The 22,658-nt window shown below is 61.7% G+C and carries 21 protein-coding genes and 1 tRNA gene; 4 read left to right on the plus strand and 18 right to left on the minus strand.

Going from position 1 to position 22,658, the window contains the following annotated elements; all coding sequences use genetic code 11:
• Nucleotides 1-46: 46 nt before the first annotated feature.
• Both BUB23_RS14660 and BUB23_RS14665 read left to right on the plus strand, forming a co-directional pair.
• Nucleotides 47-967 (plus strand): SPFH domain-containing protein, encoded by a 921-nt coding sequence (locus BUB23_RS14660; protein WP_425439549.1) that lies wholly within the window; start codon nt 47-49, stop codon nt 965-967.
• Nucleotides 968-1,089: 122 nt separating this feature from the next.
• Nucleotides 1,090-1,926, plus strand: a complete 837-nt coding sequence (locus tag BUB23_RS14665; RefSeq protein WP_073104029.1) for an IclR family transcriptional regulator — start codon at nt 1,090-1,092, stop codon at nt 1,924-1,926.
• Nucleotides 1,927-1,939: 13 nt separating this feature from the next.
• Here the strand turns inward: BUB23_RS14665 and BUB23_RS14670 are convergent, their stop codons facing one another.
• The 10 genes from BUB23_RS14670 to BUB23_RS14715 all read right to left on the minus strand — a co-directional run bounded on the left by BUB23_RS14670 (nt 1,940) and on the right by BUB23_RS14715 (nt 12,983).
• Nucleotides 1,940-3,016: an ABC transporter ATP-binding protein gene (locus BUB23_RS14670; protein WP_073104031.1), complete on the minus strand. Its 1,077-nt coding sequence runs from the start codon at nt 3,014-3,016 to the stop codon at nt 1,940-1,942.
• Nucleotides 3,017-3,028: 12 nt separating this feature from the next.
• On the minus strand, nt 3,029-3,874 hold the full coding sequence (locus BUB23_RS14675; RefSeq protein WP_084136037.1) for an ABC transporter permease: 846 nt from the start codon (nt 3,872-3,874) through the stop codon (nt 3,029-3,031).
• Nucleotides 3,875-3,879: 5 nt separating this feature from the next.
• On the minus strand, nt 3,880-4,710 hold the full coding sequence (locus BUB23_RS14680) for an ABC transporter permease (RefSeq protein ID WP_073104033.1): 831 nt from the start codon (nt 4,708-4,710) through the stop codon (nt 3,880-3,882).
• 82 nt (nt 4,711-4,792) lie between these two features.
• Complete coding sequence (locus BUB23_RS14685; protein ID WP_073104035.1) at nt 4,793-5,857, minus strand: ABC transporter substrate-binding protein; 1,065 nt, start codon at nt 5,855-5,857, stop codon at nt 4,793-4,795.
• Nucleotides 5,858-5,958: 101 nt separating this feature from the next.
• Nucleotides 5,959-7,536: an AMP-binding protein gene (locus BUB23_RS14690; protein WP_073104037.1), complete on the minus strand. Its 1,578-nt coding sequence runs from the start codon at nt 7,534-7,536 to the stop codon at nt 5,959-5,961.
• Between the two features lie 41 nt (nt 7,537-7,577).
• Complete coding sequence (locus tag BUB23_RS14695; RefSeq protein WP_073104039.1) at nt 7,578-8,363, minus strand: enoyl-CoA hydratase/isomerase family protein; 786 nt, start codon at nt 8,361-8,363, stop codon at nt 7,578-7,580.
• Between the two features lie 15 nt (nt 8,364-8,378).
• Nucleotides 8,379-9,989 carry an AMP-binding protein gene (locus BUB23_RS14700; protein WP_073104040.1) on the minus strand — a complete coding sequence of 537 codons (1,611 nt, stop codon included), beginning with the start codon at nt 9,987-9,989 and terminating at the stop codon, nt 8,379-8,381.
• A gap of 19 nt (nt 9,990-10,008) precedes the next feature.
• Nucleotides 10,009-11,079: a hypothetical protein gene (locus BUB23_RS14705; protein ID WP_073104042.1), complete on the minus strand. Its 1,071-nt coding sequence runs from the start codon at nt 11,077-11,079 to the stop codon at nt 10,009-10,011.
• A 232-nt stretch (nt 11,080-11,311) separates the two neighbouring features.
• On the minus strand, nt 11,312-12,718 hold the full coding sequence (locus BUB23_RS14710) for a GntP family permease (RefSeq protein ID WP_073104177.1): 1,407 nt from the start codon (nt 12,716-12,718) through the stop codon (nt 11,312-11,314).
• 189 nt (nt 12,719-12,907) lie between these two features.
• Nucleotides 12,908-12,983, minus strand: a tRNA-Ala gene (locus tag BUB23_RS14715).
• A gap of 253 nt (nt 12,984-13,236) precedes the next feature.
• Between BUB23_RS14715 and argG the strand changes: the two genes are divergently transcribed.
• On the plus strand, nt 13,237-14,574 hold the full coding sequence (gene argG, locus BUB23_RS14720) for an argininosuccinate synthase (protein WP_073104043.1): 1,338 nt from the start codon (nt 13,237-13,239) through the stop codon (nt 14,572-14,574).
• A 7-nt stretch (nt 14,575-14,581) separates the two neighbouring features.
• On the opposite strand, the gene argF is transcribed toward argG, so the two are convergent.
• Complete coding sequence (gene argF / locus BUB23_RS14725; RefSeq protein ID WP_073104045.1) at nt 14,582-15,523, minus strand: ornithine carbamoyltransferase; 942 nt, start codon at nt 15,521-15,523, stop codon at nt 14,582-14,584.
• A gap of 203 nt (nt 15,524-15,726) precedes the next feature.
• Between argF and BUB23_RS14730 the strand changes: the two genes are divergently transcribed.
• Nucleotides 15,727-16,026 carry a DUF3579 domain-containing protein gene (locus BUB23_RS14730; RefSeq protein WP_073104047.1) on the plus strand — a complete coding sequence of 100 codons (300 nt, stop codon included), beginning with the start codon at nt 15,727-15,729 and terminating at the stop codon, nt 16,024-16,026.
• Between the two features lie 25 nt (nt 16,027-16,051).
• On the opposite strand, the gene BUB23_RS27595 is transcribed toward BUB23_RS14730, so the two are convergent.
• The 7 genes from BUB23_RS27595 to adk all read right to left on the minus strand — a co-directional run bounded on the left by BUB23_RS27595 (nt 16,052) and on the right by adk (nt 22,602).
• On the minus strand, nt 16,052-17,134 hold the full coding sequence (locus BUB23_RS27595) for an OmpA family protein (RefSeq protein ID WP_073104049.1): 1,083 nt from the start codon (nt 17,132-17,134) through the stop codon (nt 16,052-16,054).
• A 12-nt stretch (nt 17,135-17,146) separates the two neighbouring features.
• Nucleotides 17,147-17,953, minus strand: coding sequence for a motility protein A (locus BUB23_RS14740; protein ID WP_073104178.1), 807 nt, complete (start codon nt 17,951-17,953; stop codon nt 17,147-17,149).
• A 21-nt stretch (nt 17,954-17,974) separates the two neighbouring features.
• Entirely contained in the window at nt 17,975-18,934 is a 960-nt protein-coding gene (locus BUB23_RS14745) for a 2-hydroxyacid dehydrogenase (RefSeq protein WP_073104051.1), read from the minus strand.
• 145 nt (nt 18,935-19,079) lie between these two features.
• On the minus strand, nt 19,080-19,343 hold the full coding sequence (gene rpsT, locus BUB23_RS14750; RefSeq protein ID WP_073104052.1) for a 30S ribosomal protein S20: 264 nt from the start codon (nt 19,341-19,343) through the stop codon (nt 19,080-19,082).
• A gap of 63 nt (nt 19,344-19,406) precedes the next feature.
• Nucleotides 19,407-20,963, minus strand: a complete 1,557-nt coding sequence (gene murJ, locus BUB23_RS14755; protein WP_073104054.1) for a murein biosynthesis integral membrane protein MurJ — start codon at nt 20,961-20,963, stop codon at nt 19,407-19,409.
• A gap of 12 nt (nt 20,964-20,975) precedes the next feature.
• The gene (locus BUB23_RS14760; RefSeq protein WP_073104056.1) at nt 20,976-21,734 is read right to left on the minus strand and encodes a 3-hydroxyacyl-CoA dehydrogenase; all 759 of its coding nucleotides are present in this window, start codon (nt 21,732-21,734) and stop codon (nt 20,976-20,978) included.
• Nucleotides 21,735-21,945: 211 nt separating this feature from the next.
• Nucleotides 21,946-22,602 (minus strand): adenylate kinase, encoded by a 657-nt coding sequence (gene adk, locus BUB23_RS14765; protein WP_073104058.1) that lies wholly within the window; start codon nt 22,600-22,602, stop codon nt 21,946-21,948.
• Between the last annotated feature and the right edge of the window lie 56 nt (nt 22,603-22,658).

Below are 22,658 nucleotides of genomic sequence, written 5' to 3' on the forward strand. Positions count from 1 at the left end.
ACGTCTTCATCTTTTTCTTATTGGATCCCCTATGGACGCTTATGTAATGACGCTAGCCTTCTGGATAATCGCGGCTCTGGTCGTGTTTGTCATTATCAAATCCACAATTCAGATCGTGCCCCAACAGCATGCCGCGGTGGTGGAGCGCTTGGGCAAATTCGATCGCACGCTGTCTCCTGGATTGGGGTTTACTGTTCCCTTCGTGGAAAAGGTGGCTTATCGCCACTCGCTCAAAGAAATGGTGCTGGATGTCGCCAGCCAGGTTTGCATCACCAAGGACAACACCCAGTTGAAGGTGGACGGGGTGCTGTACTACCAGGTCACCGATCCACGCCAGGCGTCCTATGGGTCGACCAATTACGTGCTGGCAATTTCCAATCTGGCCCAGACGTCATTGCGCTCCGTAATTGGCAAGCTGGAAATGGACGAGACCTTCGAGAAGCGCGACCTGATCAATGTGGCCGTGGTGAAGGCGCTGGACGAGGCCGCCACCAACTGGGGCGTCAAGGTGCTGCGCTACGAGATCAGCGACTTGACCCCTCCGGACGAAATCCTGCGGGCCATGCAATTGCAGATCACCGCTGAACGCACCAAGCGGGCGCTGGTGACCGAATCCGAGGGTAAGAAGCAGGAAGACATCAATATTGCCCAGGGCAACCGCCAGGCGGCCATCCTCAAGTCCGAAGGCGAGCAGCAATCCATGATCAACTACGCGCAGGGCGAAGCTCAGGCGCTACTGACCATCGCGCAGGCCACCGCCGCATCCCTGGAGCGGGTCGCGCAGGCCACCCAGACACCTGGCGGCATGGATGCCGTCAACCTGAGCGTGGCCGAACGCTATGTGGACGCCTTCAAGGAAGTCGCCCAGAAAAACAATACCTTGATATTGCCCGCCAACATGGGCGATATGGGCAGCATGATTGCCGCGGCCATGACCATGGTCAAGGCCGCCAAGCCCGCCGGCTAGGGGCGCGGCATAGCGCGCCTTTGCCAATCGCAATACGCTAATTTTTGTTAGAATGCACCAGCGGCAGGTCCGCTGGCTGTTTCCATCATCAATCGCTCCCTCATTTACCAAGGTCCAATCCGGTGCCCGTCTCGCGTCTCAATCGCTCCAAGCCCCAACATAGCGCGCGGGTCGCGGTAAAGCAGAGTCCGCGCGGAAAGGAGTCGACGCTTTTTGTCAGCTCTGTCGAGAAGGCCTTGAGCGTTCTCGAAGCGTTCGATGGTTCCCAGGCTGCGCTGACACTCTCGCAAATCGCCGCCAAGACGCAGATGGACCTGAGTTCCGCCCAGCGCGCCGTCCATACCTTGACAACGTTGCGGTATCTCAGGAAAGACGAAGCGACACGGCAGTTCGAGCTGGCGCCGCGTTTGCTGGATTTCTCTTTTCGCTATCTTGCTTCAAACGAACTGGCTCGCCGCGCCATTCCCTATGTGCAGCAGCTGGCGCGCGAGACCGAGGAAACGACCAACCTTACCATCCTGGATGATACGGAAATCGTTTACATCATACGGATAGCAAGCCGGCATATGCTGGCGCCCAACGTCATCGTGGGCACGCGCATACCGGCGTTTTGCGCGGCTCCGGGACTCGCCATGCTGGCTTATCTCCCTGACGCCGAGGCGGAAGACATCCTGGCCCGGACGGATTTCGTGTCCTATACGTCACACCCGTATCACGACAAATCGTCGGCAATGGATCGTCTGCGCCAGATTCGTGAAACGGGCTACGTTCGCGCCGAAGGGGAGTTTTACAAAGGCGACGTATCGACGGCGGCGCCGGTTCTGGACATCAACAACAGGCCGCTGGGCGCCGTCAATATTTCGATTTCGACGAGCCGGTGGGATGCCGCGCGCGATCAGAAACGGATCACCGATCTGGTGATCACCGCCGCCGCCGCGATCTCCGGCCATCCACGGTAAAGCCGGCATAAGCCTAATCGGTCGAACCGGGCTGCAGTATCAGCGCGTCTTCCGGCGCCCAGGCCACGCGCACTGTGCTGCCTGCGCTTCTCGGGCAGGCGCCCGGAATCGGCCTCGCCTTCACGATAACGCTTACCTGGCCGATGCGAACGGTATAGCGCGTCACTTCGCCGACAAAGGCCGTCGCGTCTACGATGCCTTCGAGCGTGTTCAACGCGCTGTCATCGTTTTCCACGAACCTGAGTCGATCCGGCCGGATCATGAGCTGGCGGTCATCGCCTATTTCGGCGTCGTCGTGTTCGGGCAAGGTGGCGCGCAGCACCTGCCCCCCCGGAAGCCTGACCGTTTTGGCGGACTCGACCTTGCAATCCAGCAAATTCGATTCGCCCAGGAAATCCGCGACGAACACGTTCCGCGGACGGAAGTAGAGATCCTCGGGGGTGCCGAGTTGCTCTATCCGCCCTCCGCGCATAAGGCAAATGCGGTCCGAGAGGAACAGGGCTTCTTCCTGATCATGCGTCACATAGATGATGGTGACCCGAGTCTCCTGATGGATGCGCCGGATCTCGCGCTGGAGCTGGTCCCGCAGTTTTTTGTCGAGCGCGCCCAGGGGTTCGTCCATGAGGATGACCGGGGGCTCGTAGACCAGGCAGCGCGCGATCGCGACGCGCTGCTGCTGGCCGCCCGAAAGCTCCCGCGGCTTTCTTTTGGCCAGGTGCTCCAGTTGGACTATCTTCAGGATGCCGCTTACGCGCTGGCGGATTTCACTTCGGGACAGGCGGCGTATTTTCAGGGGGAAGGCGATGTTCTCTTCCACCGTCATGTGAGGGACCAGCGCATAGCTTTGAAACACCATGCCCAGGCCGCGCTTGCGCGATTCGATCCAGGTCATGTCGGTGTCGCTGATCAGCACGCTGCCGGTGTCGGGCTCCACCATGCCTGCAATGACATTGAGCAGGGTGGTCTTGCCCGAGCCGCTGGCGCCCAGCAATGTCATGAACTCGCCGTCTTCGATGCTCAGACTGACGTTATCCAGTGCGCGGCAATCAACATACGATTTGTTGATTTCTTTGAGTACTACGCTGCTCATGGTGGCTGGTTCCTAAAGCGAAGGTGTTACTGTTTTGATGCCGCCCACCCGGATCATGACGAGGCAGATAAGCAGCGACAAAGCAGTCAATAAGGTGGACACAGCGGCGATTTCAGGGGTGTTGTCCCACATGATGCTGCTGTACATCCGCACGGGGAGCGTTTGCGTGTCGGGCCCGGAGATGAACCACGCGATAATGACTTCATCGAACGAAACCAGAAAGCTGAAGACCCAGCCTGCAATAATCGAAATCCTGAGTTGCGGCAGGATGATCTGGAAGAAAATTCTTACGGTGGAGGCGCCCATGATGTACGCGGCCCGTTCAAGGCTGGGGTCCACTTGCCGCAGGCCGCTCAGAACCATCACGACCACGAACGGCATCGCATACATGCTGTGCGCGAGCACCAGGATGCTGTGCGAGCCAAGCGTGCCGGTCTTGGCGCCCAGGAAGTAGATCCCGAGGGAAATGACGATGACGGGAACGAACAGAGGGCAGACCACGAGCAGCTGCGCGATCGATTTTCCGCGGAAGCGCCCGCGCGAGAATGCATAGGCGGCGGGCACGCCGGCGACGATGGCCAGGGACGACGCAATGGTGGCGATGATGGCGCTGTTGGCCATCGACGACATCCAGCCGCTGGACTGGAACAGCTGCTGGTAAAGCTTGAGGGAAAAGGAAGAGAAGGAATAGCCCTGCGAAAATGAAATCGGGATGACGGTCAGGCTGGGCAGCACCAGATACAAGTAGACCATCCAGGCGGCGATGGTGGAGAACGCCGGCAAGGCGTTTCTGCGGACGCCGCGCCTTGGGGGCGCGGAATCGCTGCGGACGGCGGGGCGGGCGGGGGTCGTGATCATCGGGGTCAGCCTCCGGTTCTTGACTGGATTTTCAGGATGATGCTCGAAAGCGTCCCGGAGAACACCAGCAATAGCATCGAGATCAATGCGGCGCTCTGCCAGTCGAGGATTTCGCGCGTGTACATGTCTATGATATTGGCCATCATCATGTCTTGTCGTCCTCCAAGCAGCGCGGGCGTGACAAAGAACCCCATTGATATCACCAGGCACATCAGCAGCCCGGCCAGCAGTCCGGGCAGGCTTTGAATAAAGGTGATGCTCCAGAAGATGCGGAATCGGGAGGCGCCCATGACTTCCGCGGCGCGCTGCACCTGCGCGTTCTGGGCGGCCAGGCTCGCGAGTATGGGAAACACTGCATACGGGACCAGGAAGTTGGTCATGCCCACCAGCACGGCGAACCGGTTGAACATCATGTTGAAACCCGAGCCGCCGAAGGCGGTCTTGATCATGGTGTTTATGATGCCGTTATCGCCGAGAATGAGAAGAAATGCATAGCTCTTGACGAGAATGCTCGTCCAGAACGGCATCAGGACAAGAGCCAGGCAGATAATCTTCCATTGCCCCTTTTGCCGCGCAATATGCAAGGCAACGGGATAGGCAAGGGCTACGCTCAGTATCGCGGCGCTGACGCTGATTTCAACCGTATTCAGGAAAACGACCTGTATCAGCCTTGATGTGGCGACCTTGATCAGGCCTGTCAGCGCGTCCGCTTCCTCGGTGCCGAGGTAGGTCGCGATAAACCCTATCGGCACCACGAAGAAGACGAGGGAAATGATGAGCGCTCCGCTGGCGAATCCCAGTAGAGAAGGCTGCAGGCGGGAGTATCGTCTTGACATCGTGGACCTTGTATCTAGGGATTTTCCCGAGCGGCGCGCGCGCCAGGAGGGAACGTTGTTTCGCGGCGCGCCGTGCAATCGCTCAGGTCAATATCCACTCCTTGAACCGCTTGTCGAGTTCGACATAATGCTTGCCCCAGTATTCGTCGTCAACGAATACGTTGTTGGGGTTGTTCAAGTCGGGCAGCCAGCGGCGGGAGGCTTCCTTCATCAGCTTTTCGGCGCCGGCCACGACGGGCGCCAGCCCGAGTTTATCCGCCAGATTGGCCTGGATCTGCGGCTGCAGCGCGAAGGCGATGTACTCCATCGCTTCCTTGCGGCGCTTGGAGCCTTTGAGAACCGCCATGTAGTTGAACAGATTCAAGGTCTGGTCGAACGAGAACTCCAGCGGTATGCCCGATTCCTGCGCCACCCGAATACGATTCGGGTAGGCATAAATCCAGTCGATTTCCTTGCTCTGGATCAGCGTCACCATCTGGGGCGTTTGCTCGAACCACTTGCGGACCTGGGGCTTGAGCCGGTCCAGCGCCTTGAACCCGCGCTCGACGTCGAGAGGGTAAAGGTCCTTGGGCGATACGCCATCGGCCAGGAGCGCCATTTCAAGGGTTTCGGATACGCGGTTGCGCAGCGCCCGCCTTCCCGGGAATTTTTCAATATCCCACAAGTCCTTGAAGTTGCGGGGCTGCTTGCTCGAGTGCTGTTCCGAGTTCCAGGCGACGCCGCCGCAGAAGATATAGTTCGGGACCCGGTCCGCGCCGACGCCGCCGACGACCTTGGAGGTCGGAACGATATTGGTGTCGATCGCCTCCCAGTATCCGGCCGATGATCCGGCCATGATCAGCGGGCCGGAGGCATCGAAGATGTCCCAGTTGACACTGCCGGATGTGACCTGGGCCTTCACTTTGGCCAGGTCGGGCGTGTTGAGGATTTGTACCGGCACGCCGGATGCCTTGGTAAACGGGTCGGCGATGACCTCTTTCAGCGCGTCAGCGTAGGATCCCCCATAGCTGACCATGACCAGCGGTTCGGCGGCATGGGCGCGCCTTACCCAGGCCGGCGCTCCGATGCCCGCCACGGCGGCGAGGGACATTGCCTTGAGTACCGACCTGCGTCTCACTGAGTAAACGGGATGTTGCTTAGTAGCCATGATTGCATTCTCCAATGTTTAAGTGCTGCCAACCAACTCCTCGACCGTCTTCAGGGGATCTTGAGCGTTCTCAGAGTTTGTCTGGATTGCCGGCTGTCCGTTCAAATGCGATGTGCATTGGATGCGGCGCCGGATGCTTCAAAGTCCCACGCGGCTTCCACATCGGCAAGCAGTTCTGTCTTGCGGATGCGTTGCGTCGGGCCTCGCGGGAAATCGTCCACGATATGGATATAGCGCGGTATCTGGTAATAGGCCAGATGGCGTTCGCACCATCTTATGACGTCAATGGGATCAATGGTCTTGCCGGGGGCGGGTTTGACGAAGGCCATGATGTCCTGCTCGCCCATCTTCGAGGGCACGCCGATGACGGCGGACTCCTCGACGTCTGGATGGGAATTGACGATGCGCTCGACCTCCCAGGCAGAGACGTTCTCGCCGCGCCGCCGCAAGGCTTCTTTCTTGCGCCCCGAGAAATAGAAATAGCCCTCGCCATCCTGGTAGCCCAGATCGCCTGTATACAAACAGCCGTCGCGCAGGATTTCAGCGGTCTTCTCTGGAGCGTTGAAGTAACCGGTCATGGTGACGCCCGGCTGACGGGGGCGCAGAACTATCTCGCCGATTTCGCCGGCCGCGGCGCGTTGGCCCGCATCATTTTCTATCCAGGCCTCAAACTCGTCCACCGGCTTGCCGATAGAACCCAGCGGGCCGTCGAGATTCAGCATGGTGAAGTTTCCGGCTTCGGAAATGCCGTAGCCCTCGCGGATCTTGACGTCGTAGCGGTTCTCGAACTCGAGCCAGCTTTGGGTGGGCGCGGCCGCGCCCCAGGCGACCCGGATCGGATTCGCGCGATCGGTGTCTTTGGCCGGCTGCTTGAGCAGCAGATTCATTGCGCCGCCCAGATAGTGAAAGAGGGTAGCGCCATGCCGGCGAATCTGGTCCCAGCAATTGGAGGCGCTGAAGCGCTCCACCATGGCGACCGGCACCGCATGCTGCAAACCGATCAGCACGGTCATCCATCCGGCGACATGGTAGAACGGCTCCCACAGGAAGAGGACATCGTCAGGGCGGACGTCGGCCAGGAGCCCGGCATTCTTGGCGCCCACCTGGAACCAGCGCTGGTTGAGCATGGCTCCCTTTGGCGCCCCGGTCGTGCCGGACGTATAAGCGATGGCGCATATGTCGTCCAGCGTTTCGCGGCGGTCGACTGGGACGCTTGCAAGCCGGCTATCCGCGAGCAAGGTCGAAAGGCGCGTCTGCCGGCGCGATTCATTGCCTGCGGGGATGGCGTCGCCGCGCCAGATGATGCTCTTGATGCCGGGCGCTTCGGGAAGGGCCAGGACGAGTTCGGAGAAGGCCGCGTCGGCCACCATATGTCCCGGTTCCGAACTCGAGAGCTGCAGCGCTATCCCTGATTTGCGCAGGTGGATGCTTACGGGAACGGCAGTGGCGCCAAGCCTGGAAATGGCGAAGAACAGGGCGATGTGCTCGATGCAGTTCGGCAGCATGAGCGCCACACGATCTCCCTCCCTGACACCCGATACCGCCAGCGCTCGGGCCATTTGTTCAATAGCCGTCGCGAGGTCCAGATAGGTGGTCACGGTATTGTCGAAAAAGCAGAAGGGCGCTTGCGCATGGCTTTCTGCCCTGAGCCGGACAAGTTCCTGGAAGGTGTGCTGCACGGATCTCTCCTGATAAAGCCGGTGTGGTTCGGGTTGTAGCGTTATTGCCTGGCGGTTTTGCGGGACTGTCGCACGCGCAGAAATTCTTCCATGCATTGTTGCGGTTCGCCCGACGCAAAGGCGGCGACCTGCGCCTCTTCGGCAATCTCGAAGGCCAGGTCGAAGCGGGCCTGGGTGCTCAAGCGAAATGCGCGCTTGGTCTGGCGCAGCGCTGTGGGCGGTTTCGATGCGATGTCCCGCGCCAGGGCGATGGCGGTGGCAAGCACGTCGCCGGCCGGCACGACCTTATTGACGAGGGTCATTCGTACCGCTTCTTCGCAGTCGATCATGCGCCCCGTCAGCGCCAGGTCAATGACCTGGGTAAGAGTGATGCGCTCAGACATTACCCATGGCCCGACCACGCTCGGAATGCCGCTGTTGATTTCAGGCTGGCCCATGGTTACGCCATCGTGCGCAATCCGGAAGTCCATCAGCAGGGCGAGCTGGAAGCCCGATCCGGCCGCAATGCCGTTCAGCGCGGCCACGGTGGGCTTTTCAATGCGGCGGATAAGGTCGTACAGATCGCGGATCTCGAAGAGCCAGGCCCGGCTTGTCGCATCGTCGCCGAAGTCCTGCGATTCAGTGAAATCCTGGCCGGCGCAGAATGCCTTGTCTCCCGCGCCTGTGAACACCAGCCCCTTGACCGCATCGTCGTTCGCGAGCTCCTTTAACCGGTCCGCCAGTTCGTGGCGCATGCCGCGCGTCCAGGCGTTGTAGCGTTCAGGCTTGTTGATGGTAATGATGGCGATCGACTGATCCATGGTCAGCAGGATATCGTTGGATGGCATGTTGTTTCCTTCCGGTTAAAGTTCTGTCCGCGCCAAGCGGCTATCGGGATGATTGTTCGGGCGTGCTGTGTACTGCTCTCTGTCCCAGCAGTCGTCGATCGCCTTGCTCAGCGCAAATTTCTGTATGCGTTGTGTCGGCGTTCTGGGAAAGGCTTCGATGAAGGCGATAAACCGCGGGACCTGGAACCGTGGCAAGCGGTCAACACACCATGCGATGAGTTCCTCGGCTTTCAGCGCTTCACCGGGCGCCTTTTGCACGAATATCTTCAGGTCCTCATCGCCGAACTCGTTCTGGACACCCACCAGAGCCGATTCCACGACAGCCGGGTGCTTGTTTATGACGTGCTCGACTTCCCAGGCGGAAATGTTTTCGCCCCGGCGCCGCACGCAGTCCTTCATGCGGCTGAAAAAATAAAAGCGTCCGGACGGGTCGCGCTTCAGCAGGTCCCCGGTTCGCAGCCAGCCATCTTGCTTGAGCGCCGCGGTCGCTTCTTCGTTGCGGAAGTAGCCGGGCGTGATCAGGCCGGGGACCCGGTCGCGTATGAGCAGCTCGCCCAGCTCGCCAGCCTGGGCTTCTTCCCCGGAGTCGGTCAGGAGCTTGGCCTCGAAGTAGGGAAGAGGAATGCCGACAGAGCCTGGCACGCCTTCGGTATTGATAATGTTCAGCGCCGATGTTTCCGTCATCCCGAAGCTGTCGTGGACCTTGACGCCAAAGCGTTCTTCGAAGGGTCTCCAGAGGTCGGCCGGACAGCCGCCGCCCCATGCGACGCGCACACTGTGCGCCCGGTCGGCATCGGTGGGAGGCTGCTTGAGCAGCAGCTGGATGACGCCTCCCACATAATGGATGTGTGTCGCTTCCAGCGCTGTCGCCCATTGCCAGAAGCTGCTTGCGCTGAAGCGTTCCACCATGGCCAGCGTAATGGGCTTGGCCAGGGCGAGGATCATGACCTCCATGCCGAACAAGTGGTACAGCGGGTCCCAGAACAGCGCGGTGTCGCCGGCCTTCATGCGCGAAAGAAAAGCCGAGCTTTGGGCGGCGCAGCGGCACATTTTGTCGGTGATCAGCACGCCTTTGGGCGGCCCCGTCGTGCCGGAGGTGTAGCAGATCGCCACGGTGTCGTCCGCGCGGGCGTCGCCATCAGGCCATCGCGCCAGGTCGGTCTCCGCGATAGGCGGGTAGGCAAGGCAAATGCTGGACGATGACGCGCCGGCGGGCATTTCGTTGCGCCACAATACGGGAACCGCGCCGTCCAGTTCAGGCATGAGCTGGTCCGCGAACAGGGCATCGGCCACGATAGCCGCGGGTTCGCAGTGCCTGTAGAGGTAATTGAGGCTGTCGCCGCGCAGGGCGGTATTGACCGGCACGACGACGGCGCCCAGCCGCATCAAAGCCAGCATTGTGACGATGTGGTCGGGATGATGCCCGAGCATCGTCATGACGCGATCGCCTCGACCAAGCCCTTGCTCATTGAATTTGAACGCCAATGCATCGACGGTGTCATCGAGTTGACGGCAGGTGAAAGAGCCGGTGTCCCAGCGGCAGAACACGTGATCCGGGTCCTGCGCCGCGCGCTGGCGCAGCATGCGGCCGATGGTCAGGGGAGAGTCGAAGTACATGTGGGCCATGGTCTGGAGATGCCTGCGGTTAGTACAGCCACTTGCCGGTATCTTGAATGTCCCAGACTTCAGACTGGGGCGCGAGGGTGTCGGGGACAGCGCGCCGCGTGACGGCGACCCGGCCATTCAGTACCCAAGCCGCCGTCTTCTGGAAGGCGAAGCTGGCCTGGCGCATGTCTTCGCCGACTTCGCCGCTGAATGGAAAGAAGGAGTCAAGCACGATGCGATACTGCGTGCTGCTGACCTGCTCGGTATGGAACGACTGGTTCTGGGACGCCAGCATGCGCGCGAAGAACTCGGTAATGGCGGCGGCGTCATTGCCTTGCACCCCCGTTATCCTCTTCATCTCGTGGGTGTACTGTACGGCCATGCCGCGCATGGTCTCTTCGAAGAGAAACCGCGTAATGTAAGGACCGTACATCTGCGTCAGGCAATCGACGGTCGTGTGCACGTATTCGCGGGACCAGTTCCGGCGCGCCTTGAGCTTGCGGGCTTCCGGCCATATTTCCGGATCCAGCTTTGGCGCGGCTTCCGGATCAAACTCGGGCGTATGGTCCGCCTGTTCAAACTTGAGCTCTTCGCCGGGCGCCAGGTCGTGGTCATGCTCGATGAAGTAGCCTTCGTCGTACGGGTGGCCTTCCATGACGAATTTCGTGGCCACCCATCCCAGCCTCTTGTTTCCCATCATGCGGCCATTCGCCGGGTGCCATATGGAGAAAATGGTGCGCCGCAGGGACGAGGGCATGGCCATCAGCGTCGTGCCCGGATACGTCCACATGGGCGCGGTGTAGCGAATCCAGACCTTCTTCGGTGTTTCTTCGACGTACTCCATGGAAAGCCCGCCGATCAGATTCGTATACCAATGATATTTGGCGGCGATGACGGCCGGCGGCTCATCTTCGCGTATGCCCAGTTTTTTAAGCCCCTGCTTGTAAAAGCCTTGCTGGTGCTGGTGCAGCATGAGGGACCAGAGTTTCTTGATCGCGTCTTCGCCTTTTTCGCGTACGACGATGGCGCCGAGCGCTCCGAAAGCCAATCCCCAAAAGCGTCCCGACAACTCGCACTCGTTGCGCAGGGTTTCCAGTTCAGAATCGGTCATGCACTTGTCCTTATTGCTATTCGATAAATGATATTGTTTAAGAATATACAGACGAGCGCATGGCCGCGCAATACTTCGCGCGGATAAATGGCTAGGGGTTTCCCCCAGCTGGGTGCTCACGCGGGGGGCGGCGGGTGTGACGGACTATGGGGGAGCAGGAAGGCGCCGAACTCGAAAAGCGCCTCCCCCCGCAGGATGGGAGGGCCGCGGCGGGTAAAGGATGTGGACGGCGCTAGAAGCTGCCGAATGCCGTTCCCAGCGCGATCACCGCCACCAGGGCCAGCATAGGCGCGGCCATGGTCACGGCGGCGATGTTCAGGTACGACTGGCGGTGTGTCAGCTTGCAGATCGCCAGCAGCGTGATGATTGCGCCGCAGTGAGGCAGCGTATCGAAGCCGCCGGCGGCCAGCACGGCCACCCGGTGCATCAATTCAGGACTGATGCCGGCCTCCTGCGCCATGCGCAGGTAGTCGGGGCCCAGCGTCTGCAGCGCAATGCTCAGGCCGCCGGAAGAGGAGCCGGTGATGCCCGCCAGCACGTTCATGGCAATGGCCTCGGAAATCAGGGGATTGCCGGGCGTCACGTTCAGCACCGCGTCGCGGATGATGGCGAAACCGGCCAGACCGGCAATGACGGCCCCGTAGCCGACTTCCGAAGCCGTGTTGAACAATGGCAGCATGAACCCGAAGACGCCTTTGTTGACCGTATCGCGCAGGTCGCTCCAGCGCCCCAGGCGCGAAACGACGAGCGTTGCGCAGGCGGCCGCGAGCGCAATAATGAGCGCCCACAGCCCGATCACCTTCTCAGGCGCCAGATGCGGAAAGCGTTCAATAATGAAGCTCATGTCCGTGCGCGGAAACACCAGGTAGGTGAAAAGGGCGTTCACCGCTATCACCAGGATCAGGGGCAGCAGGGCCAGGAAGAGCGGCATGTGCGAGAGCGCGGCGCTGTCCGCGCCCTCCACAGCGGAGATACCGGTATCGTCTTCATGCTTGCCATAGCCCTCGCCGGCAAGGCGGGCGGCAGCCGCGCGGCCGCGCAGCCACCATAGGCCGCCCAGCAGCATGATGGCGGCGGCTATCAGGCCGAGCCCGGGCGCGGCGAACACATTGGTGCCATAGTAAGGAATGGGTATGGCGTTCTGGATGGCCGGCGTGCCAGGCAGCGCCGTCATGGTGAAAGTGAAGGAGCCCAGCGCGATGGTCGCCGGTATCAGCCGTTTCGGGATGTTGGCCGTGCGGAAAAGATCGGTCGCAATCGGATAGATCGCGAACGCCACGACGAAGAGCGATACGCCGCCATAGGTCAGGACGCCGCAGGCCAGCACCACGGTGACGATCGCATGTCTATCGCCGAGCCTGGCAACGATCCAGCGGGAAATGGCGTGGGCGGCCCCCGAATCCGCCATCAGTTGGCCGAACAGGGCGCCCAGCAGGAAGATCGGCAGGAACTGGATCGCATAATTGCCCAGCGCCTTCATGAAGGTGTCGGTGTAGATGGGCAGGTAAAGGCTTATCTCGCCGGAAAGCAGCACGGCCAGGGCCGCCATGAGCGGCGCCAGGAGCAGCACGGTGATGCCGCGGTAGGCCAGGTACATGAGGAGCGACAGGGAAACGACGATTGCTAGAGTACTGGCCATGTTGGAAACACTTTTCTTGGGAAGGGATGGGCAACGGCGCCCCAGAAACAGATAGAAGCGTAACATCCGAGCCGGCCTGCGAATTTTTCCGCTGCGCAGATCAGGCTGCGAAACAGCCCGGGATGGAGGTTTCGATAGTTGCTTCGGGCAAAAAAAATCCTGACCGATACCGGCCAGGATTTGAATACTTGGTGGAGAAGAGGAGAATCGAACTCCCGACCTCGTCATTGCGAACGACGCGCTCTCCCAACTGAGCTACTTCCCCGTCGCTGTGCATTCTAACAAAATGCGAGGCGGTTTGCGCGCCGGATCCGATTTTTTTTGAAATTCCGATTCGGGCGGGTGGTCAGGCGCGTGACCATAGCCGGCGACGTTCCGGTCAGTGTCGACGGCAGGCGCAGCGTGGCCCGCGGGGAGCAGGCGCGCGAGGCCGCCTGAAGGCGCGGGCGGGGGCCGGCGATGGCGCGTCAAGATATAATGCCTGGTTAGCTGAATTCATTTTACTGGGCTTTAGGGCTATGACAACCATTCTTGAAGACGTTCCTGCCGGCCAGAAGGTCGGTATCGCTTTTTCCGGCGGGCTCGATACCAGCGCCGCCTTGCTCTGGATGCGCAACAAGGGGGCTATCCCCTACGCGTATACGGCCAATCTCGGCCAGCCCGACGAGCCGGATTACGACGACATCCCGCGCAAAGCCCTGCAGTATGGCGCCAAGGCCGCGCGCCTGGTGGATTGCCGCCCGCAACTGGTGGCCGAGGGCATCGCCGCCTTGCAATGCGGCGCCTTTCATATTTCGACGGCCGGCGTGACGTATTTCAATACCACGCCCATCGGCCGCGCCGTCACCGGCACGATGCTGGTTGCCGCCATGAAGGAAGACGACGTCAATATCTGGGGCGACGGCAGCACCTTCAAGGGCAACGACATCGAGCGCTTCTATCGCTACGGCCTGCTGACCAATCCCGAACTGAAAATCTACAAGCCGTGGCTGGACCAGGCCTTCATCGATGAGCTCGGCGGGCGTTCGGAAATGTCCGAATACATGCGCCAGGCCGGCTTCGACTACAAGATGTCGGCCGAGAAAGCCTATTCCACCGACTCCAATATGCTGGGCGCCACGCATGAAGCCAAAGACCTCGAACAGCTGAATTCCGGCATCAAGATCGTGCAGCCCATTATGGGCGTGGCGTTCTGGCGCGACGAGGTCAAGGTCGAGCGCGAAGAAATCACGGTCCGCTTCGAGGAAGGCCAGCCCGTGGCGCTCAATGGCGTGGAATTCGGCGATAGCGTGGCGCTGCTGCTGGAAGCCAACCGCATAGGCGGGCGCCATGGCCTGGGCATGAGCGACCAGATCGAGAACCGCATCATCGAAGCCAAGAGCCGCGGCATTTATGAGGCTCCGGGCCTGGCCTTGCTCTACATCGCCTACGAGCGGCTGCTGACCGGCATCCACAACGAAGACACCATCGAGCAGTACCGCGACAACGGCCGCAAGCTGGGCCGCCTGCTGTATCAAGGCCGCTGGTTCGATCCGCAATCCATCATGCTGCGCGAGACGGCGCAGCGCTGGGTCGCGCGCGCCATCAGCGGCGAAGTCACGGTCGAATTGCGCCGCGGCAATGACTATTCCATTCTCGATACGCGCTCGGCCAACCTGACCTATAAGCCCGAGCGCCTGACGATGGAGAAGGGCGAATCGACGTTCTCGCCGCGCGACCGCATAGGCCAGCTGACCATGCGCAACCTGGACATCGTCGATACGCGCGAGAAGCTCTTCACCTATGTGAAGGCCGGCTTGCTTGCGCCCGCCGGCAGCGCGCCCCTGCCTCAGTTGAAGGGCAAGAGCGACAAATAATAGTCATTCACGCGATCTGGCCCAGCAGCAGGAATTCCATCAGGGCCTTCTGGACGTGCAGGCGGTTTTCGGCTTCGTCCCACACCACGCTTTGCGGGCCGTCGATGACGTCGCCGGTGACTTCTTCGCCGCGGTGGGCGGGCAGGCAATGCATGAAGACCGCCGCCGGGTCGGCCACCGCCATCATGTCGGCGTCCACGCGCCAGTCCGCGAAGGCTTCGCGGCGCTCGTCGTTCTCGGCCTCATAGCCCATGCTGGTCCAGACATCGGTGGTAACCAGATGGGCGCCTTCGCAGGCCTGCATGGGATCGGCGAATTCCCGCAGCGCGGATGCCGGCGGCTGGCCTATGCGCTGCGCGTCCAGCTGATACCCTTCGGGCGCCGACACATGCAAATGAAAGCCCAGTATTTCCGCCGCCTGTAGCCATGTATAGGCCATGTTGTTGGCGTCGCCTATCCAGGCGACTGTTTTGCCCGCTATGGGGCCCTGGTGCTCGATAAACGTGAAAATATCGGCCAGGATCTGGCAGGGATGGAATTCATTGGTCAGGCCGTTGATCACCGGCACCCGGGAATGGGCGGCAAAGCGTTCAATGCGGGTTTGCTCGAAGGTGCGGATCATGACCAGGTCGACCATGCGCGATATGACGCGCGCGGTGTCTTCTATGGGTTCGGCGCGTCCGAGCTGGGAGTCGCCAGTGGTAAGATGTATGACTGAACCGCCGAGTTGATACATGCCGGCTTCGAACGATACGCGTGTGCGCGTGCTGGCTTTCTCGAACACCATGGCCAGGTTGCGATCGTGCAGGGTATGGTGCGGCTCGTAGCGCTTGAATTTGTTCTTGATGAGACGAGCGCGATCCAGCACGTATTGGATCTCGGTTCTTGATAGGTCGCGAAATTGCAGAAAATGCCGAAGTGGACCTGTTTGCGGTATGGCGCCAGACATAGTAAGCCTTGTTTAAAAGAGCCATCTTACCTTGCAAGATGGCCGTCAGCAAAAACGGTTTGACCGCCGATGGCGGCCGGATTCACAGCTAGTGGCCTGCACCATAGTCGGACAGACCAAATCCAAGTGGCTATCATATACAATTCGCGGCGCAGGGAAGGTTTGGTACCCCTGAAATGGGTACGATTTGTCCGCGGAAATCTATGACTCATCTTGTACAGCAATTGCTTATTCACGGCCTCACACTCGAAGGCCAGCGTTTTCGTCCCAGCGATTGGGCCGAACGCCTTGCCGGTGTGCTGTCGCAGTTTCGTCCGGCCGGCTCTTGCGGCGGGCACAATACCTACTCGCCTTATGTAGTGCCCATCGTATCCAATGGCATCCGCTGCGTGGTCGTGGACAAGCGCTTGCGCGAACTCGAGCCGCTGGCCTGGAAATTCGTTTGCGACTTCGCCGCCGACAACCACTTGCAGGTCACCGAGCAGGAAACCCAGGTTCCCTGAAGCCGGCCAGCCGGCTTGCGCCGGATCAGCCTGGCTGCCGTTCCATGATCAGTTCCACGCGCCGGTTGCTTGCGCGACCTTCGGGCGTCGCGTTGTCGGCCAGCGGCCGCGTGTCGGCGTTGCCGACGGCCCGCAGCCGGGCGCTGGCGACGCCGTTGGCCTCCAGGTAGCGCACGACGCTGCCCGCCCGCGACCCCGACAGTTCCCAGTTCGACGGATAGCGGCGATTGCGCAGCATAGGCACCGAGTCGGTATGGCCCTCTACGGTAATCCTGTAGTCGACGCCGTTGAATACAGGAATCAGGCGCTTGAGCACGGCCAGGCCAGCCAGGCTCAGGTCGGCCTGCCCGGAACTGAACAGGATTTCACTATTGATGCGAAAGCTCACCGATTTTTCATTGACGATGACGTCGATATCGTCGCCCAGCTCGCCCAAGGGCAGGCCCGCGAGCATGTCCCGGGCACTGGTGCCGGGCATCGGTTCGGGCATCGGTTCAGGCATCGGTTCAGGCATCGGTTCAGGCATCGGTTCAGGCATCGGTTCAGGCATCGGTTCAGGCATCGGCGCCGCCCCTGCCGCGTCTTCATGTGGCGGCGCGCTTTGCGCCAGCGCGCCGGCTTGCGGCGCGGTATCCGCGGCAACATCGTCCGGCGGCGCATCGCCGGGCCGCTCCGGGCCCGGCGCAGGCGCCTGGTGCTCGTGGTGTATGCCGATTTCGGGCAGCAAGCCGTTGCCGGCCGGAAGCAGGCCTATGTCGGCCGGAGCGATAGGGCTGACGCGGGTTGCGGGGATGCCCGGGCCGGGCGGGATCAGGACTATCCTGGCCGGGGCGTCGCCGGGCGCCTGCCGCGGGCTGTGCGCGCTGCCTTTGCCGGCGAATGACAGCATGACCACCAGCAGGACCAGGAGCAGCGTCATCACGTCCAGGTAGGTGGTGAACCAGCCTTCGTCCTCATGGATCTGCGTAGGCTGCACATGCCACTGCCTCTGGTCGGGCTTGACGCGGCTGCGGATGTTCGCCTTGCGCGCCGCGGCCAGCTCCGCCTCGAGTTCGCGCTGGCGCGCGGCGAGGCGCGCCAAGGGGTTGCCTCCTTTATCATTGATCATGGGCTTGCCCCCTCAGGACTCGGCCTCGGCCTGCAGGCGCCGGCTGCTGCCGTCGTTGATCTCGTCCTGGTACTCGGCCATGAAGGATTTGAGCGTTTCGCGCATCAGCGTCGGGCTGCGCTTCTGGCACATCATGGAGATGCCTTGCAGCACCATGTTCATCAGTTCCACGCGCTGTTCGGTGCGGCGCTCCAGCTTCACAGCCACTGGCTTGAACAGCAGGTTGGCAAGCAGCACGCCATAGAATGTCGTCATGAGCGCCAGCGCCATGTGCTTGCCTATGGACGCCATGTCGCCATCGCCGAGCAGGAACAGCAGATTCACCAGCCCGATGAGGGTGCCGACCATGCCGAAGGCCGGCGCATAGTTGGCCATCATCCGGAACAGCTGGGCCTCGGCGTGTTCCTTGGCGCGCAGCCGCGAAATACGCCATTGCAGCAGGTCGAGGATGTCCTCTTCCGGGGTCATGTCGATGACCAGTTGCACGCCGGTCTTGAGAAAGGGGTTCGAGACGCCTTCCAGGGCCTCTTCCACCGCCCGTATATTGCCCTTCATCCATATCCGTGAAATGGCGACCAGGTCCTCGATGTCGTGCGCGGTATACAGGCGCTCATTGCGGATGACCGTGCGGATCAGGCCGAAGATGCGCACCACTTCGCTCAGAGGATAGCTGATGAAGGTGGCCGCCATGGTCCCCACCAGGACGATGGCCAGGCTGGGCAAGTCCACGAACAGGCCGGGATCCTCGGCGGAAAAAAACAGCACGACGCCCAGGAGAAGGACGCTGGCGGCGATGCCTATCAGTGTGGAGGGGTTCATGAGGCGCATTGTCGCATGGGCCTACAGCGGCGGTATGGGAGTCAGCACTTTGCCAGTGGCCATGTAAGCCTCGACGTTGTCCACGACCAGGTCGGCCATGGCCCTGCGGGTTTCCGTGGTGGCGCTGGCAATGTGGGGAGCGATCACCACATTGTCCAGGGTCTTGAGCGCGTCCGGCACATGAGGTTCCGACTCATAGACATCCAGGCCGGCGCCGCCCAGCTCGCCGCCGGCCAGGGCGTCGACCAGGGCCTTTTCGTCGACCACCGAGCCGCGCGAAATATTGACGAGTATGCCTTCAGGCCCCAGCGCCTGCAGCACCTGCCGGTCGACCAGATGGTGGGTGGAGGCGCCGCCCACTGTGGCGATGACCAGAAAATCGGCCCAGGCGGCCAGCCCGGCCAGCGACGCTTCGTAGGGCAGATCGACATCGCTGCGCTGGCGGCGGTTATGGTAGCGGATTTCCATGTTGAAGCCCGCGGCGCGCTGCGCGATGGCCATCCCTATGCGGCCCAGCCCGACGATGCCGAGCTTCTTGTGGCTGACCTTGACGCCCAGCGGGAATTTGGCGTCGCCGCCCCACTGGTTGGCGCGCACGTAGCGGTCGGCCTGGCCCAGCCTGCGCGCCGTGGCCAGCAGCAATCCCAGGGCAAGATCCGCCACGCAGTCGTTGAGCACATCGGGCGTGTTGCTGACCTGTATGCCTTTTTGCTGGGCATGCTTGACGTCTATGGCGTCGTAGCCCACGCCATTGCTGCAAATGGCGCGCAGATTGGGCAGCCGGTCTATGAGTTCGGCGCGGGTGGGCGTCATGGCGTTGGTGACCAGGACGGTGATGTCATTGCTCCTGGCGGCTATCACCGCATCAGGTTCGGATTCTTTCCAGAGCTCGATGACATCGAAATGCGTGGCCAGCGGTGGATGGGCGTCGGAAAAGGGCAGGGGAAGCAACTGCAGCAGGGCAGGTTTCGCTGTGGACATTGATGCCTCGTTGGTCGGTTATGGAATTCTTGTGCAAACCGCACTATACCGCAGACGCCGCCAACGAAAAACGGGACGCGCAGGCGTCCCGTTTGAGTCGAGCCTTGGCTCGTGTACTGCTTTGCCGACTAAACCATTACAGTAATCAGGCTAAGGCTTTGACCGCAGCGGCAAGGCGGCTCTTGTGGCGAGCGGCCTTGTTTTTATGAATGATGTTCTTGTCGGCCACGCGGTCGATGATGCTCGTCGTTTTCTGGAAAACTTCGGCGGCCGCGGCTTTGTCGCCGGCTTCGATGGCTTGGCGCACGCGCTTGATCGAAGTGCGCAGCATGGAGCGCAGGCTGGCGTTGTGTTTGTTGCGCTCAACCGATTGGCGAGCGCGTTTGCGGGCTTGGGCGGTATTGGCCATAGTGTTGCGTATCCGTTTTTCTGTTAGCTGTCAGGTTTGATCGGCAAAGACGGCTATTCTATATCACTTGTGCCGACGTGTAAAGTCAATAGGCCTGAACCCGCACACGAGCAGAACGGCGAAATAGACCAGCGCGGCGGCCAGCATCACGCCTCCCAGCCATAGCACGCGCTGGCCGGGATGCGCCCCCAGGGCCACCCAGTCGAGCCGCTGGTCCGCCGTCCACAGCACCGCGGACAGGGCGGCGAGGGCGGGAAGGATCTTGAACCCGAAACGTATCCAGCCCGGGCCGGGTTCATAGAGCTTGCGCCGGCGCAGCAGGACGACCAGCAGCAGGGCGTTGACGCTGGCCCCCAGTCCGATGGACAGCGCCAGGCCGGCATGGGCGTAGCGCGGCACGAAGGCCAGGTTGAAGAGCTGCGTGAGGATAAGGACGAAAACCGCGATCTTCACCGGCGTGCGTATGTCCTGCTTGGCGTAAAAGCCGGGAGCCAGGATCTTGATCGCCAGCAGGCCGATCAGGCCGGCGGCATAGGCCATGACCGCGAGCCGCGTCTGCATGACATCGTGCCCGCTGAATGCGCCATAGTTGAACAAGGTGGCCACCAGCCCGTCGGCCAGCAAGGCCAGCCCCAGCGCGGCCGGCAGGCCCAGCAGGAACACCAGGCGCAGCCCCCAGTCCAGCAGGGCGCTATAGGCGGCGTGGTCCTGGCGCGCATGGGCGGCCGACAGGCTGGGCAGCAGCACGGTGCCCAGGGCGACGCCCAGCAGGGCGGTGGGAAATTCCATCAGCCGGTCGGCGAACGACAGCCAGGTGACGCTCCCGGGGGCCAGCCAGGTGGCGATATTGGTATTGATCAGCAGCGATATCTGGGCCACCGACACGCCCATGATGGCTGGCAGCATCTGGCGCATGATGCGCCTTACGACGGGATCGTGCCAGGCGGTCCGCAGCCTGGGCGAATAGCGCGGCAGCAGGCCCAGCCTGGCCAGGGCCAGCCATTGCACCAGCAATTGTGCCACGCCGCCTATCATGACGCCGGCGGCGAGCGCGTAGATGGGCGTCTGGAAATAAGGCGTCAGGAACAGGCTGGCGCCTATCATCGCGGCGTTGAGCAATACCGGCGTGAAGGCGGGTATGGCGTAGCGGCTCCAGGTATTGAGCACGCCCGATGCGAAGGCCACCAGCGACATGCAGATGATGTAGGGGAACATCAGCCGCGTCATCCAGACCGCCGCATTGAATTCGGTCTGCTTTGCGGCGCTGCGCATGCCGCTGGCCATGGCGCTGACGACCCATGGCGTGGCGACGATGCCGGCCAGGGTAATGACCATCAGTGCGGCGGTCAGCAGCAGGGCGACGCGGTCCAGCAGCACCCGCACTTCTTCGGTCGAGCGGGTGCTGCGCACCTGCCCGAGTATCGGCACGAAGGCTTGCGAGAACGCGCCTTCGGCAAACAGGCGCCGCAGCAGGTTGGGAATGCGAAACGCCACCCAGAAGGCGTCGGTCAGCGGGCCGGCGCCAAACGCGCTGGCGATCAGGATGTCGCGCACCAGGCCTGTGATGCGGGAAAACAGCGTAAAGCTGCTGACCGTGGCGGCCGACCTAAGCAGGCTCATGGATACGATCGATTATTTCGGGGCCATGCGTATGGCGCCGTCCAGACGGATGGTTTCGCCATTGATCATTTCATTGGTGATGATGCTGTTGACCAGCTTGGCGTAGTCTTCCGGACGGCCCAGGCGCGAGGGGAAGGGAATGCTCGCGGCCAGCGAGTCCTGCACTTCCTGGGGCATGCCGAAGACCATGGGCGTGCCGAAAATGCCGGGAGCGATGGTGACGCAGCGGATGCCGGCCTTGGCCAGGTCGCGCGCGACCGGCAAGGTCATGCCGACCACGCCCGCCTTGGACGCGGCATAGGCGGCCTGGCCGATCTGCCCGTCGTAAGCCGCCACCGATGCCGTGTTGATCAGCACGCCGCGTTCGCCGGTGGGCTCCGGCGCATTCTCGCTCATGGCCGCCGCGGCCAGGCGCGACATGTTGAAGGTGCCGACCAGATTGATCATGACGACCTTCTGGAACAGGTCCAGCGCATGCGGCCCGTTCTTGCCCACGATGCGGGAGGCGGGCGCCACGCCGGCGCAGTTCACCAGGCCGAACAGGGCGCCGGCTTTCAGGGCCGCGGCGACAACGGCCTGGCCGTCGGCTTCCTGGGTGACGTCGCAGTGCACATAAGCCTGGCCCAGTTCCGCCGCGAGTTGCTCGCCGGCCTCGTCCTGCACGTCGGCCAATACGACCTTGGCGCCTTCGGCCACCAGCATGCGCGCCGTGCCCGCGCCCAAGCCCGATGCGCCACCGGTGATGATGAATACCTTGTTCTTTATTTCCATGTCTGGTCTCTGCTGGTTTTTATTGATAACTTGATGAGCGGCGCCCTGGCGCCCGGGCGGCCCGGTCCGCTTGCGCGCCCTGGCGCGAAAGCGTGCAGCGGCTCTGCGCAATATGGGCCCAATGGCCGGTTTCGCGCCAGGGCGCTTGACTGGCTCTGAAGCGCCGCCCGGTCCGGCAGGGGCCGGACAGCGATTCAAACGCCCCGGTGCCTCAGGCTTCGAGCGCCTGGAATACGCGTTCCTTGATCTCGTCCACGGTTCCCAGCCCCGACAACTGGCGGTAGGCCGGAGCGTCGGCGGCGCCGGACTCGGCCCATTCGGAGTAATAGTCGACCAGCGGACGGGTCTGGTCGCGGTATACGGACAGGCGATGGCTCACAGTTTCTTCGCGGTCATCATCGCGCTGCACCAGGGGCTCCCCGGTAATGTCGTCGATCCCGGGCGTCCTGGGCGGATTGAACTTGGTGTGGTAGCTGCGTCCGCTGGCGGGATGCACGCGCCGCCCGCTCATGCGTTCAATGATGTTTTCCTCGGGAACCACGATCTCGACCACGAAATCCAGCGGAATCTTGGCATGCTTGAGGGCATCGGCCTGGGGAATGGTGCGCGGAAAGCCGTCGAACAAATAGCCGTGCTGGCAATCGGGCTGCTGCAGGCGGTCGCGCACCAGGCCGATAATGATGTCGTCGGACACCAGGCCGCCTGTATCCATGATTTTCTTGGCCTCGAGGCCTAAGGGCGTCCGGGCCTTGACCGCAGCGCGCAGCATATCGCCGGTGGAAATCTGGGGGATGCCAAATTTTTCGGTAATGAATGCTGCCTGGGTACCTTTACCCGCACCGGGTGGACCGAGCAGTATCAGTCGCATGAATTCCTCCTGAGTTTCGTTTTTCTAACTTTTTCCGATTATGCCGCAATGCAGCA

It is taken from the genome of Pollutimonas bauzanensis, from assembly GCF_900129885.1.
GTDB classification, from domain to species: Bacteria; Pseudomonadota; Gammaproteobacteria; order Burkholderiales; family Burkholderiaceae_B; genus Pollutimonas; species Pollutimonas bauzanensis.